Origin of the sequence: Enterococcus sp. MSG3290 (assembly GCF_050555565.1) — a bacterium.
GTDB lineage: Bacteria > Bacillota > Bacilli > Lactobacillales > Enterococcaceae > Enterococcus_B > Enterococcus_B faecium.
Window position 1 is genome coordinate 1,784,270 of record NZ_CP187862.1, and the last position, 13,231, is coordinate 1,797,500.

The following is a 13,231-nucleotide window of genomic DNA, read 5'->3' on the forward strand; positions in this document are numbered from 1 at the left end:
ATATTAATGTGTATCAGCATCCATGAAAACCCTTTTATATGACCGTTTGTTTTTTATATGATTTTCTTTCAGTAATCAATGATTGTTTCAGTATAATAAAGACAGATATGAATGTTTAAATGAACAACTAGTCAAATAAATCCATGGATCAAGATGTCCCTTAGGAGGCAAAAGTCATGAAAAACTCACTTGTCAATATTGAAAAACGTCAAAAAGAAATTTTGGAACTGCTTCAGCAGACTGAACAACTATCAACTTTCGAATTAGCTGAATCCCTTGATGTATCTGTTAGTACGATACGAAGAGATTTAAATTTATTAGAAGAAAAAAACGAGATCATACGCAATTACGGTTATTGTTCTTATAATTACAAAAACCAGACTGATTTTGATCAATCTGGTCCTGAAAGGATTAAACAAGCGATTGCCAGAGAAGCTAGTAAATACATTAACGATTATGATACGCTGTTTATCAATTCTAGCTCGACTGCGTTGAAAACACTGGATTTTCTTCAATCTAACCATTTGACAGTCATTACAAACAACGTGAAAATCAATTACTCTCCGCACAAAGATAATTGTAGTTATATTTTAACTGGTGGAGAGATGCGCTTTCCAAAAGAAGCACTAGTGGGCGACATCGCATTAAATACGATTTCTTCAGTCAATGCAGACATTTGTATCATTGGCTGTAGCGGAGTCGATGTAGTACATGGGGTCACAACAAAGATATTAAATGAATCAACGATCAACGAAATGATGGTCAACAAGACAATCAAATGTAAGATTTTAGTCGCTGATCATCGAAAAATCGGACTGACATCAAAGTTCAAGATTGCTGATATTTCAGTCTTTGATTATTTGATCACTGATAAATTTTGTTCTGAAAAAGTATTAGAGGAGATCAGAAATACGGGGATAAAAACCATTCAAGTAGATTCATTTTAAGAACCAGGACGTAAATATGTAAATAGGATTATCAAAAAAATGAATAACAAATTTATCGATAAATGAAAAACACGCTACGCTCAAATTGATAAAGGAATCCCAAGATGTATCCATCCAATCGATACCATCATAATCTATTGCTTCTTTTATAACCGTTATATGTTGCCTAAATAGGAATCAAACAATATCGAAAAAAGGAGGTGTGACTTTTGTCACACCTCCTTTTTTCGAATAAACGGTATTCAAATCAGAACACTGATTTCACAACCACTTTATTTCAGGTCGTTTTCAATCACCTTTACCGCGTAATCATTTCCGTTGAAACGCGCTATTTTTTTTGCGTCCATATATCTTTCTAAATAATCATCTTCTCCTAATTGCTTATGGCAAGAAGCAATTTCATAAAGCAAGTATTCCAATGCATAAGTCGATTTATGTTTCTTATTATACTCAATACCCTTCTCACATAATTGGATTGCTTTATCATAATCCTCGATTTTACGGTAATAGGTGGCGATATCATAATATACAATGCAGACCATCAGATTATCAAAATCAGTCTCACTCAATATTTTAAGTGTACGCTCCACATAAACTTTCGCAAAATCTAATTCTCCTTTTGACAAGTAGATCATTGCCACGTTTGCAGCTGCTTGTAAGTGATGGATATCTGTTTCGGTCGTTTGTTCCAACACTTGATTAAAATAAAATAATGCTGCATCTGGTTTTTTCGCATAAAGATGATCAAGCAGTCCTTGATAAAATAAAATTTGATTTAAAAGATCAGAATTACTTACTTTTTCCTGATCGATCGTTTGTAAAATTTTATAAGATTCTTGGTATTTTGATACAGAATTCAATGATTGAATCTCATTTATTTTTTTCCTGATTTTGTCTTCTTCTGTTTCTACTAATATATCGGAGATCTCGACATTCAGCTTTTTGCAAAGCGCACTTAAGATATTGATGCCTGGCGACATATTCTTGTTTTCGATATTGCTGACAGTTGCTTGTTCACAAATGCCTTCTGCTAATTGTACTTGTGTTAACCCCTTTTTCTTTCGGTATTCTTTTAGTAATGCTCCATCTACTTTAATCAAAACAATTTCCTTCCCTTTAAAAAATTATTTCTCCTTTATATCATACACAAAAAAAAGTTCTAAACAACCAAAAATGTTTAGAACAGAATAAAAATTTTAATTTTAAAATAATATTCAAATTAAACAACTGGCGTATCTGCTCCTTGATTTCTTTTTGTGTTATCTGAATAATTATCGTTTACAGTTATAACACATAGTGAAAATTGTCATGGCGAGAAAGTCTAAGAATATTTTTAAACATAATTATTTCTTTCTTATGTGTGTATAATGACGACAGCACACCTATCAATTAATATAATTATTTTATTTTTTTATGTTCTCAATCATCATGTTTATTTTTTATGACACAACTTCTCGTATTTATCTGGCACAACATATAAATCGATCAAAAAATTGTTGCGTGTTTTTTTGAAAATTGGAGTTTCAACTTGATTACAAAATTTAAATTTAGAAGTTGTGAAAACAGCGAGAGACAGTTTAATATTCAAAATATACATAGGCTACTCGAACGCTGTGTTTTTTAGTATACTAGTAAGAAACGAAGGGATAGACTCATTCCAATAAGGAGGATTTCATGAAGACAATTCTTTTTGCTCCTGCAGTATTCAATTTAGCTGAGACAACACGAATGATTGAGGTTGCCAAAGCTATGAAAGACCGTTATTACTGTGTATTCTTTGGCTTTTCTAAAACTTTTGCTCCTTTGATCACAGAAAGTGGCTTTGAGTATCATTTACTAGCGCCGATCCTTACGAAAAAACAAGAAGAACAAATCATAAAATTTGACCAGTTGCGTACACTTAAAAACCCTTTTACCAAAGAAATGGTTTCCTCTCGTATCACTAGTGAACAGAGTCTGATTGCTAAGTTTGAGCCTCGACTGATTGTGACAGGTTCGAATGTGACAATTTTTTTATCGGCCCGCAGTAAAAAGATTCCTTTAGTATATGTTAAGCCCTATGCTTTGAGTGAACCTTTTTTTTAATCAGAGCATGCGCTGATGCCCCACGAGTTACGTTTCTTCGGCCCTTTAAGCAATCCCCTTTGGCACTGGACAAAAAAGCGTATAGTAAATACCCGATGGATCCCCAATGCCTTCAAACACGCTGCACAAAGAGAAATGCTTCCTTTACCAAAAACAAGTTTACAAATGATGGATGCTGATCTAAATCTCATCACAACGCCTAAACTATTTTTGGAAGAAGAACAGCTGCCGGAAAATTATCGAATCGTTGGTCCAATTTTTGCTAAGCTCAGTACTTCCTTGCCTGAAGAAGTGCTAACTTTTATACAGCGAAAGCAACAAGAAAGAAAACGTATTATCTATTTCGCAATGGGTAGTTCAGGCAATCCGCGTATGTTACGCAAAATTTTGTTCTTCTTACAAAAACAACCGGATCTAGCGGTTATTGCACCTATTGACTATCTGCTTGATGACATTCAATCTGACTCAGAAGATCTTTTAATAACAGAATATCTGTCTAGTCATCTTTTGCATGAATTCATTGATTTTTCTTTTATCCACGGCGGGGAAGGGACCGTCCAAACTGCCTGTGAATCCGGCAAACCGTTTATCGGTGTGGGGATGCAATTTGAGCAAAGCTGTAATATTGACTATTGTGTAAAATACAGAAACTCAATCGCCCTCACAAAACCAGTGACTGAAAGAAAACTGCAGATTGCTCTGCGCGAAGTTTCTTCACCCAAGATTCGTCAGCAGGCACGCACGCTGCAAGCCGTTTTTCCAATAAATGGTCCACAACAAGCAATTCAAGAAATCGAAACCTTCCTGAGCAACCACCCAATATAGTTTCAAGTAGAAAAAGCTTTTTTAATAGAGACTCAACAGTAATTTCGCTATTCGAGACCCAGACAGTGAAAATACAAAAAAAGTAAATAGTGGATTGAAAAGTTAGAGTTACTTAAATTACGGTGTCTAAAAAACACAAAATCATCCTTAAAATAAAAGATCTGACGCTATCCAAATGAGCATAGGTAGCGTCTGCCATTTATTCTTAGTCAAATTCTTTGACACCTTTCTCTGGTTGGATCATCTCAACGTTTCTTCAAAAGAAAGACCATAATAATTAGGCAAATACATTTTCTTAAAATGTGTCATATAGATCTAGAAGCATCGCTTTGTAGAGATTTGTGCTGCTAGTCCCCTCAACAATTACTAAATCAAATGTAGGATTTACCACTTTATCTTTGATAATCAACCTCCCTCTTCTGTTGAGACAATGATCTCGCAATCCGATGCATACTCCTATATAAACTGCCAGCAATCCCCACATGCTGAGTAGATCATGTCAGAATGTTCTATGTCGTCAGCAACGATACACTAAAAGTCACGTTCACCATGACTGATTGCTATTCCCAGCGCAATTATTTCTATACACGTTTCATGATTTGAATAAACACTCTCATCATACATATTACCATTCATACACCATACTGCAGCCCCTACTATATGGTTGTAAGCTCCCAAATCTATATTTGACTTGATCACTTTGGTAGTAGATCTACTAATTCTAAATCCATTGCTGATAAAATTTTCATTTTTGCCTCCTTCTTTCTGCCAAAACAGTTAAAACAATAATAATCTTTATGTAAAAAAGGGCTGTGACAAAAGCCTTGTCACAGTCCCATATTCCGAATAAACGGTGGTCAAAAGCTTGCATCTGCGGTAATAAGTTCAACCAAACGAAAAATAAGCCAACATTTCACAAAAATTTAAGAAGCAATTTTCGTAAATTTCTTCTTATTTCTTGAAGCTAACCACTTCTGTCACAACCACTTTTAGAACATTTAAAGCTTCGATGTGACAAACCATCTATGCTGCTCGATCATAAAATTGATAGCAAAAATTCCACAAAGTACATATGTCCCCCATGAAAACAAAACATTCATATGCGGTACAATGATCTTTGGAAGAATCACGATCAAAAATGATGCCAGTGCCCAAATCCATCGATTGATTTGAATATGATATGTAGCTAGCATATTCAATATAAGGTGACTAGCCGTTAATAAAAAGATAAAAACAAAAAATAAAATCAGCCAATACATTGTTTCCCACCTTCTAAAAACCAAACTTAGACAGTTTGGACTTCGTTTTCTCCACGACTTTGTTCATCTGACAGCATCTTTTTATCATAAGCTTTTACAAATGGATAATAGATAATAAATGCTATCAATGTGTTGATCATGATCAAGATAACAACACGCCAGTCATTTCCTGCTGAAAGATAACCGCCGATTGGAGCTGGTAATGTCCATGTTGGCAAAACAGTAAATCTATTGACCATTTCTAATTTGACTGCAAAATAACTGATAATAGTCAAAACTAAAGGAACTAAGTTGAACGGGATGAACATGTAAGGATTCAACATCATAGGAGCTCCAAAAATCATGGGCTCATTGATATTGAAGATACCAGGAATAATAGAAAAACGACCAACCTCTTTCAAGAATTTTGATTTACAGAAGAATATAAACAAAACAGATACCACGATCGTTGCTCCTGCACCACCAATTGTTACCGTCCATTGATAAAACTGTTCAGGAGCGATATAGGGTAATTGGGTGGCAGCTGTACCATCTGCCAATGCCTTTGCATTCTCATCCAACATGATCAGCCACATTGGACGAACAACAGCCCCTACAATACTCATGCCATGGATACCAAATGACCACAACAAATGGATCAAAAACATTGGTAGTAAAACACCAAGCAAATTATTCCCTAAAATATTGGTTAAAGGCTCGAATAACGATAATAAGGCAGCGTTTACATCAAAGCCCGCGACGCTTCGAATCAGCCAAGTAATTGTTAAAATGACTGCACCTGGAATCAATGCCTCAAAACTACGGGCAACAGCAGGTGGCACTTGTTCTGGCATTTTGATAGTAATATTTCGATTTTTAAAGAAACGATATACTTCCACTGCAAAAATCATAGATAAGATCCCCGCAAACATCCCAGATGCTCCCAAAGAACTCATAGGTAAGACCCAGCCAAGAGGTGCCTCTTCAGGAGTTAAAACGTTTACAGGAACTTGTAACATAAAGAACGTTCCTAAAGATAATATACCACCTGTCACACTATCTAATCCATATGATTTAGCTAGATCCGAACCCATAACAAAAGTTGCATAAATAGCCATCAATCCCATCGTCATCCTAAAGGGTAAAACAATCGTTGCCGAATAAGGGGCAATAAATTCATTCCATCCAGGAAACGGTAAATTGATAAAGACCATAAAAAATGTCCCAATCAAAATCAATGACAATGTTGAAACAACCCCATTACGAATTGCTAATAAATGACGCTGTGTACCAATTTTTGCCATTGGTGGGACAAGTTTCTCTTCGACCCATTTCATCAGCTTTTCCACTAAAACCACTCCTTTTCAATAAAATATGAACCATTCATTGCATGACAACGCAAAGAATGTTCATAACTAATTATATAATTAAGAAATTTTATTTCAATATATTCTCTTAAATAATCAAATTTATTTTTAAGAATCCTGAAAATAAGTTTTCTAAATCATAGGAGCAACAAAAAAATTCGATAATTAACAAAAATCAAAATGATTAAATCTAGTGATTGAAACATATCATTTTAAAAAAATTTTGTAAATTCACCCATAAATATCACCCTATTTAACTTTTTTCATCGTACACTAAAATTCAAAACAACTATCTTTAATCTTTACTTCTTGGTTTTGTTTTAATAAATTTCCTTCAAAAATGCCTGGAGAAACTACAATGATCACCGTATCTTTTTGTGCTTGCTCCAACTTCTTCAAATCTATAATAGCTAACAGTGTCCCTTCTTTTACCTCCTGGTTACTTTCAACCCGTATATGAAACGGACTTCCTTCGAGTTCAACTGTATCTAAACCCATATGGATCAGTATTTTTCTGCCAGATTCACTTTCGATCGTTATGGCATGTCGGGTAGGAAATATATTATCGATTATTCCTTTAACTGGCGCATGGATATATCCATCATGATTCGTTATAGCGTATCCAACTCCTATCATTTTTGAAGAAAAGACCTCGTCTTTTACTGCTGTTAATGGAATAATTTGACCACTAGCTACAGCTTTTAGAATGTTTCTTGTTTTAAAGAAATGCACTTTTTATCACCTCTACTTTAATGCTGGCCAATATTTTTTGTTTACTTTGATCATTTCATCTAGTATTTTTTTTGCGACTCTGGCATTTGGTACGGTTTGATTCAATGTAAATGCTTGTAAAGCTTTTTGATAAGAACCTTCAAAGTAAGCATCTACTAGTAACTTCTCTGCTGCAACTTGTGCCTCCATCAATCCTTTATGAAAATCACTGATTGGTTTTCTTAGTGTAATTGGCTCCACACCAGTTGCACCAACATATGCCGGTATTTCAACAACTGCATCTGACCGTAGATTCGGAATCGCCCCTTGATTAGGAACGATTAGCATAAAGCGACGACGATCATCATTCAACAAGGAAATAGCTATATCGACGATATATTGTCCATGCTCCCCAAAATTAAAGTTCAATACTTCTTCCACAATACCGCGGCGTATTTTATCAGCCATTTCTTTGGTATTTTTCTCTCGTCCATCCATGACCATATTAGCACGTGTATACTCTTTGTCAGTATGCTCAACGACCATATCAGGATATAAGTAATACTCTAAGTAATTATTCGGGATATTACTTGGAAAATTTTTCGTGATGACTGACATCATTTGAAAGGTTTTTTGCCAAGTTTTGTCTCCTATATTAAAATCGGCGACTTGCATTTCTTTTGTTATTAGTTTTTCAATAATCTCTGGCATAATTTCTCGTTGCAATTCTTTATCATAAATCGATGTATACCAGCCAAAGTGGTTTAAACCATAATACGTAACGATCCAATTCTTACGATCATAACCGTAATTCACTGCAATCGTTTCTTCAATTGAAATAGTCATATCACAGGCATTAATCATTTTTACATTCGGATATTTACGACGAACAGCTTCAGAAACGATCGACTCTGGATTTGTATAATTCAAAATCCATGCTTTGGGGGCATAGTCTTGTATATGATCAACAATTTCCAATAAACCTTTGATTGAGCGCATCCCATAAGCAAATCCTCCGAGTCCACACGTTTCTTGTCCTACTAATCCATGTTTAAGTGGAATCTTTTCGTCCTTTTCTCGCATCTCCAATCCTCCAACACGAATTTGGGAGAAAACAAAATCGCATCCTGTAAAAGCAAGCTTTGGATCATCCGTTGCACGAATGCGAATATTTGAAAAACCTTTTCTTTTCAGCATAAATTTAACAATCAAGTACATATCCATATTTCTTTCTTCATCAATATCATATAAACGTATTTCAGATAATGGCAACCGTTTTTCATTGTTCAAAATGGCTTGAACGATTCCTGGTGTATACGTACTCCCGCCTCCAGCTATAGTGATAATCTGTTTTTTCATCATCATCTTTTCCTTTCTATTCTTCTAATAATTTATTGAATTCTGCCATAACATAAGTCACTTCTAAGCCGATGATAATTTGATAATTTTTTTCAGTTGGTTTAATGATCCCGCTTATCCCTAATTGCTTGATTCGCTGTTCCTCGACCATGGTGGGATCCACTACCTCTACCCGTAGGCGTGTATTACAACTATAGACATCCAGGATATTGGCTTTTCCTCCAAACGCTTGTAGCATTTTTGTTGCCATATATTCATAATTTTTACTTGCTAACCCTAACTCTTTTTCTTCTAAGGTTACTTCATTGCCAAACTCTGCCTTAGCTTCACGTCCTAATGTCTGAATGTTTCTCTTATTGATCAAATAATAAAAAGTAACGTAATACAAGGCAAAAAAGAAAATTCCGATTGGAAGAATCAAAATAGCATTGGTAGCGATTCGAAAATTGATGAGATAATCAACAATACATGCTCCGAATGTAAAACCAATTCGTATATTGAATAAGTAACAGACAATCCCTGCTAAACCGGCAAAAAGTGCATGGATCACGTACAACATAGGAGAAAGAAACATGAAACTAAATTCAACAGGCTCAGTGATATTTGCAATAAATGAAGTTCCTGCACCGCTTCCCATGATTCCTTTGACCATCTCTTTATTTTCTTTATAAGCTGCTTTATAGATAGCTAGACATATAGCTGGTATACCAAACATCATTACTACAAAAAAACCTGATAAAAACAGTCCAGCCTGAGGATCTCCGTTGATAAAGCGTGTCATCTCTCCTCTGAAAACTTCCTTGCTAGGAGATGTATAGCTTCCTAAATCGTAATAAATATACGTATTCAACACATGGTGCAGTCCAAAGGGGATCAGCAAACGATTCAAAAACATAAATATCCCCACACCTAATGCTCCCATATCAACGAGCAGTTTTGCAAAATTATCAATCCCAATTTGGATGAGCGGCCAGATAAAGCCCAAAAAAACAGCTGCGATTGTTTGTAGAATCATCACCATAGTCAATGGGAATTTTTCGCCCGCAAAATAAGAAAAAACTACTGGTAATTTTTGTTCTTTAAAGCGATTATACGTCCATGCCGCTACTAAACCGGAAATAATTCCACCAAAAATCCCCATATTCACTTCTGGGTCCATAATTTCTAAGCCTTTTTTCAAGGTAGCAATCGCTAAAAAACCAGTAAGTGCAGGTATTCCTTTGTCCTTATTTTTGACAAAACCGATTGCAACTCCTATAGCAAATAAGATATCCAAGTTTCCAAAAACGGCATTTCCAGCTGCACCAATTACTGGGATGTTCAGCATATCATCAGCTGATAAACGCATGATCAATCCCGCTAATGGCATCGCTGCAACTGGAAGTAGCATCGCTCTTCCAAGCTTCTGCACATTTGATTTAACATTCATTTTTATTCCTCCTCTATTAAATATCCTCATATGTTACTAACTCAATCAAAGGATCATTTTTCACTTTTTGAGCAAATGCTGAATGAATTAAAAATTCGACTTGGTGGGTACGAGGATACACAAAACTTGAACCATTTAACAATTCCTGATCCAAATACGCTGCGTGACACATGACTTCGATCGTTTTATCTTCTCTCAGTATCATGAGTAAACTTGCCAAATATTCTTCCACACTCGTATTGATTTGTCGTTTTTTTTCATCAGTTTCTCCTACGACATCGAAACAAGGCTCAAAATAATCGACATGACGAACTTCATCTTTTCGTTCAAAGTTGCTCCGAACCGGCAAATCATATTTTTTTGCTAATGTAACAACTACCTCCTGATTTTCATCCAAAGTATGAGTATGATGATGACTGTCTAAATGAGTTGGTATGATCCCCGCATGATAAATTTTTTGAATCTGAGCATTCCATTCCTGATACAGTTGATCTTTGTCAATGTTAAATGGATGCTGATAATAAGATAAGGATCTGAACTCTCCGCTTTCCATAAGAGTATCGACAGTTTTGAGAAGTGGTTTGCCACACGTCAATGTTAAATGGACTCCTACACCTAGCCTAGGCATTTCCTTTCTTAATTTCACAGCGTGCTCGAAACCCGGCATATTTGCCATCAATGTAGTTGATGTCAAAATTCCTCGCTGATAAGCATCCATAATCCCATAATTCACACCATGGCTATAGCCAAAATCATCCGAATTAAAAATCACTTTTCCCATTTCATTCTCCTTCTTTTTTCTACTAAAATAGGCGCAACCAAATAATCATAGTCCATTTACTATGTGTCATTTGGTTGCGCCTATAGATAGTTACGCCCTTATTTTAATAGATTCGTGCTAGATGAATTGCCAAATAGATGATTTCATTTTCTTGAATGGCAAGTTGAAATTGCTGTTCGATGATATCTTTAATCTTTAGTGCTGTACAATACGCTTTGCTATGTTTAAATGTTTCAGTAAAAAAACCAATATTTTCTACTGGCGTTTCTTCCTGATAAATCAAGCGTTTAACCAGGAATTTGATATGAACCATTAAGCGATGATAAGTCAGTGATTCTTTATCATAAACGTTTGAATAGGATTTTTCTAGATGGGACAAAATCGTGGTCGTCATTTCTACTATTTTTAAGCTCTTTAAACTATTAGGCTCTCCTAGCTCAGCATTAATGATATGCATAGTGATGAATCCTACTTCATTTGACCCTAACTCGGTTTGATATCGATGATTGATTCGCTCGACCACTTCTACTGCTATATCATATTCATTTGGATAAAGGAATCTCATTTCTGGCAACATAATTGCTGTGACATCTCTATCTTCTCTTTTTCGTTGAATAGCAAAATAAATATGATCTGTCAATGTAATATAGATATTTGAATCTAATGGAGAGGAGATCCTAGCTGTTATCAGTTCAATCACTTCTTCCGCAAAATCCATAAATTCGATTGGAATCTGCGAGACTATCTCACTGAATCGTTTGATCTTTTCTTTAGAATCTAATACAAATAATTTGTCAGCATCCTCAACATCAAATGGCTTACTCACTTTAGCAGAAAAGCCAATCCCTTTCCCCATCGCAATTTTTTCTATTCCATCGTCATCGATCAATACAGCATTATGATTCAGCTTTTTCATCACATACACCGTTAATTCACCTCCTCTATATGATAAAACAAAACAACTTGCAGACTCCTTCATACATATTTTTGTCTCCAAACAATTTTTAAAGACAAAAAACGACCTAAGAAAGAACCCTTTCTTAGGTCGTGCCTAATTGAATAGTAGCACCCTACATAATTTACAAAAATAGTTTAACACATAATAAAAGCGTTATCAATATCTTTTTTACTCGTTTTATGATACTACTTGTATCGAATTGATTTGGAGGTAATTACATAAAAACAAAAAAAATATAGCAACTCTCTATAAGAAAGTTGCTATATTGATAATTATACCGGCGGCCGGGGTCGAACCGGCACGTCCTCAACGGACACTGGATTTTGAGTCCAGCGCGTCTGCCAATTCCGCCACGCCGGCAAATTTAAAAATAATAACTGGGGTAGCTGGATTCGAACCAACGCATGAGGGAGTCAAAGTCCCTTGCCTTACCGCTTGGCTATACCCCAAGAATAAAGGGCGAATGATGGGAATCGAACCCACGAATGCCGGAGCCACAATCCGGTGCGTTAACCACTTCGCCACATTCGCCATCATAAAAGATGTTATTTAATTTCTCAATAAAAAACTAAGATGAAGACATCTTAGTCAATACCGGCGGCCGGGGTCGAACCGGCACGCCCTCAACGGGCACTGGATTTTGAGTCCAGCGCGTCTGCCAATTCCGCCACGCCGGCAAGTTGATTTATTAGTACTAAGGCGGTAACCGGATTTGAACCGGTGATGAAGGTTTTGCAGACCTCTGCCTTACCACTTGGCTATACCGCCATTATACTATTATCAATCTATAAAATAAAGAATAAATTATAGAAACTGGGGTAGCTGGATTCGAACCAACGCATGAGGGAGTCAAAGTCCCTTGCCTTACCGCTTGGCTATACCCCAAGAATAAAAAGGGCGAATGATGGGAATCGAACCCACGAATGCCGGAGCCACAATCCGGTGCGTTAACCACTTCGCCACATTCGCCATGGCAGGGGCAGCAGGAATTGAACCCACACTAACGGTTTTGGAGACCGCTGTTCTACCTTTAAACTATGCCCCTATAAAATGGAGGAGAGTGGATTCGAACCACTGAACCCTAAGGAACGGATTTACAGTCCGTCGCGTTTAGCCACTTCGCTACTCCTCCATGGTGGCGCGGGACAGAATCGAACTGCCGACACACGGAGCTTCAATCCGTTGCTCTACCAACTGAGCTACCGCGCCATATTTTAAAATTATTAATTGAATAACAAGAACGACGGTTCCGACGGGAATCGAACCCGCGATCTCCTGCGTGACAGGCAGGCATGTTAACCCCTACACCACGGAACCAGTTCATTATGGAGGTTAACGGGATCGAACCGCTGACCCTCTGCTTGTAAGGCAGATGCTCTCCCAGCTGAGCTAAACCTCCAACATTCAATTAAAATGACCCGTACGGGATTCGAACCCGTGTTACCGCCGTGAAAGGGCGGTGTCTTAACCGCTTGACCAACGGGCCAGGTAAATTTGCTACGGAGAGTAAGGGATTCGAACCCTTGAGACA

9 protein-coding genes, 14 tRNA genes and 1 pseudogene (1 of these 24 only partly in view) are annotated in these 13,231 nt (G+C 36.5%); 2 read left to right on the forward strand and 22 right to left on the reverse strand.

What is annotated here, in order from left to right; genetic code table 11:
• Positions 1-176 precede the first annotated feature (176 nt).
• On the forward strand, positions 177-947 hold the full coding sequence (locus tag IGL31_RS08520; RefSeq protein ID WP_002299661.1) for a DeoR/GlpR family DNA-binding transcription regulator: 771 nt from the start codon (positions 177-179) through the stop codon (positions 945-947).
• A gap of 272 nt (positions 948-1,219) precedes the next feature.
• Here IGL31_RS08520 and IGL31_RS08525 read toward each other — a convergent pair whose 3' ends face one another.
• Positions 1,220-2,047, reverse strand: a complete 828-nt coding sequence (locus tag IGL31_RS08525; protein WP_002288821.1) for a helix-turn-helix domain-containing protein — start codon at positions 2,045-2,047, stop codon at positions 1,220-1,222.
• A 574-nt stretch (positions 2,048-2,621) separates the two neighbouring features.
• Here IGL31_RS08525 and IGL31_RS08530 point away from each other — a divergent pair.
• Positions 2,622-3,857: pseudogene (locus IGL31_RS08530) on the forward strand (glycosyltransferase).
• Between the two features lie 998 nt (positions 3,858-4,855).
• Here IGL31_RS08530 and IGL31_RS08535 read toward each other — a convergent pair.
• The 21 genes from IGL31_RS08535 to IGL31_RS08635 form a co-directional block, all read right to left on the reverse strand.
• A complete protein-coding gene (locus IGL31_RS08535) occupies positions 4,856-5,116 on the reverse strand; it encodes a diacylglycerol kinase (RefSeq protein ID WP_002295336.1) in 261 nt (86 codons plus the stop codon).
• Positions 5,117-5,142: 26 nt separating this feature from the next.
• Entirely contained in the window at positions 5,143-6,444 is a 1,302-nt protein-coding gene (locus IGL31_RS08540) for a PTS sugar transporter subunit IIC (RefSeq protein WP_002318967.1), read from the reverse strand.
• Positions 6,445-6,735: 291 nt separating this feature from the next.
• Complete coding sequence (locus IGL31_RS08545; protein ID WP_010829710.1) at positions 6,736-7,194, reverse strand: PTS glucose transporter subunit IIA; 459 nt, start codon at positions 7,192-7,194, stop codon at positions 6,736-6,738.
• A 12-nt stretch (positions 7,195-7,206) separates the two neighbouring features.
• Complete coding sequence (locus IGL31_RS08550; protein WP_016627925.1) at positions 7,207-8,538, reverse strand: putative maltose-6'-phosphate glucosidase; 1,332 nt, start codon at positions 8,536-8,538, stop codon at positions 7,207-7,209.
• Between the two features lie 10 nt (positions 8,539-8,548).
• Positions 8,549-9,991, reverse strand: a complete 1,443-nt coding sequence (locus IGL31_RS08555; protein ID WP_179189391.1) for a PTS transporter subunit EIIC — start codon at positions 9,989-9,991, stop codon at positions 8,549-8,551.
• Positions 9,978-10,742 carry a carbohydrate deacetylase gene (locus tag IGL31_RS08560; RefSeq protein ID WP_010829712.1) on the reverse strand — a complete coding sequence of 255 codons (765 nt, stop codon included), beginning with the start codon at positions 10,740-10,742 and terminating at the stop codon, positions 9,978-9,980. The genes IGL31_RS08555 and IGL31_RS08560 overlap by 14 nt, the downstream gene beginning before the upstream one ends.
• 103 nt (positions 10,743-10,845) lie before the next feature.
• A complete protein-coding gene (locus IGL31_RS08565) occupies positions 10,846-11,721 on the reverse strand; it encodes a PRD domain-containing protein (protein ID WP_002288809.1) in 876 nt (291 codons plus the stop codon).
• A 254-nt stretch (positions 11,722-11,975) separates the two neighbouring features.
• Positions 11,976-12,060: transfer RNA gene (locus IGL31_RS08570), tRNA-Leu, on the reverse strand.
• A 17-nt stretch (positions 12,061-12,077) separates the two neighbouring features.
• A tRNA-Gln gene (locus tag IGL31_RS08575) sits at positions 12,078-12,149 on the reverse strand.
• Positions 12,150-12,158: 9 nt separating this feature from the next.
• A tRNA-His gene (locus IGL31_RS08580) sits at positions 12,159-12,231 on the reverse strand.
• 61 nt (positions 12,232-12,292) lie between these two features.
• Positions 12,293-12,377 (reverse strand) — tRNA-Leu (locus IGL31_RS08585).
• 20 nt (positions 12,378-12,397) lie between these two features.
• Positions 12,398-12,468, reverse strand: a tRNA-Cys gene (locus tag IGL31_RS08590).
• A 45-nt stretch (positions 12,469-12,513) separates the two neighbouring features.
• Positions 12,514-12,585, reverse strand: a tRNA-Gln gene (locus tag IGL31_RS08595).
• Positions 12,586-12,596: 11 nt separating this feature from the next.
• Positions 12,597-12,669 (reverse strand) — tRNA-His (locus tag IGL31_RS08600).
• A gap of 2 nt (positions 12,670-12,671) precedes the next feature.
• Positions 12,672-12,745: transfer RNA gene (locus IGL31_RS08605), tRNA-Trp, on the reverse strand.
• 6 nt (positions 12,746-12,751) lie between these two features.
• A tRNA-Tyr gene (locus IGL31_RS08610) sits at positions 12,752-12,832 on the reverse strand.
• Between the two features lies 1 nt (position 12,833).
• Positions 12,834-12,909 (reverse strand) — tRNA-Phe (locus IGL31_RS08615).
• A 35-nt stretch (positions 12,910-12,944) separates the two neighbouring features.
• Positions 12,945-13,017: transfer RNA gene (locus IGL31_RS08620), tRNA-Asp, on the reverse strand.
• A 9-nt stretch (positions 13,018-13,026) separates the two neighbouring features.
• Positions 13,027-13,099, reverse strand: a tRNA-Val gene (locus IGL31_RS08625).
• A 15-nt stretch (positions 13,100-13,114) separates the two neighbouring features.
• Positions 13,115-13,186: transfer RNA gene (locus IGL31_RS08630), tRNA-Glu, on the reverse strand.
• Between the two features lie 14 nt (positions 13,187-13,200).
• Positions 13,201-13,231 (reverse strand) — tRNA-Ser (locus IGL31_RS08635) (it continues 58 nt past the right edge of the window).

Bases quoted from the DNA above. Each gene is read 5' to 3' on its own strand.
- IGL31_RS08520 (WP_002299661.1), top strand. From the start codon at position 177: ATGAAAAACTCACTTGTCAATATTGAAAAACGTCAAAAAGAAATTTTG.
- IGL31_RS08565 (WP_002288809.1), bottom strand. From the start codon at position 11,721: ATGAAGGAGTCTGCAAGTTGTTTTGTTTTATCATATAGAGGAGGTGAA.
- IGL31_RS08550 (WP_016627925.1), bottom strand. From the start codon at position 8,538: ATGATGATGAAAAAACAGATTATCACTATAGCTGGAGGCGGGAGTACG.
- IGL31_RS08535 (WP_002295336.1), bottom strand. From the start codon at position 5,116: ATGTATTGGCTGATTTTATTTTTTGTTTTTATCTTTTTATTAACGGCT.
- IGL31_RS08555 (WP_179189391.1), bottom strand. From the start codon at position 9,991: ATGAGGATATTTAATAGAGGAGGAATAAAAATGAATGTTAAATCAAAT.
- IGL31_RS08560 (WP_010829712.1), bottom strand. From the start codon at position 10,742: ATGGGAAAAGTGATTTTTAATTCGGATGATTTTGGCTATAGCCATGGT.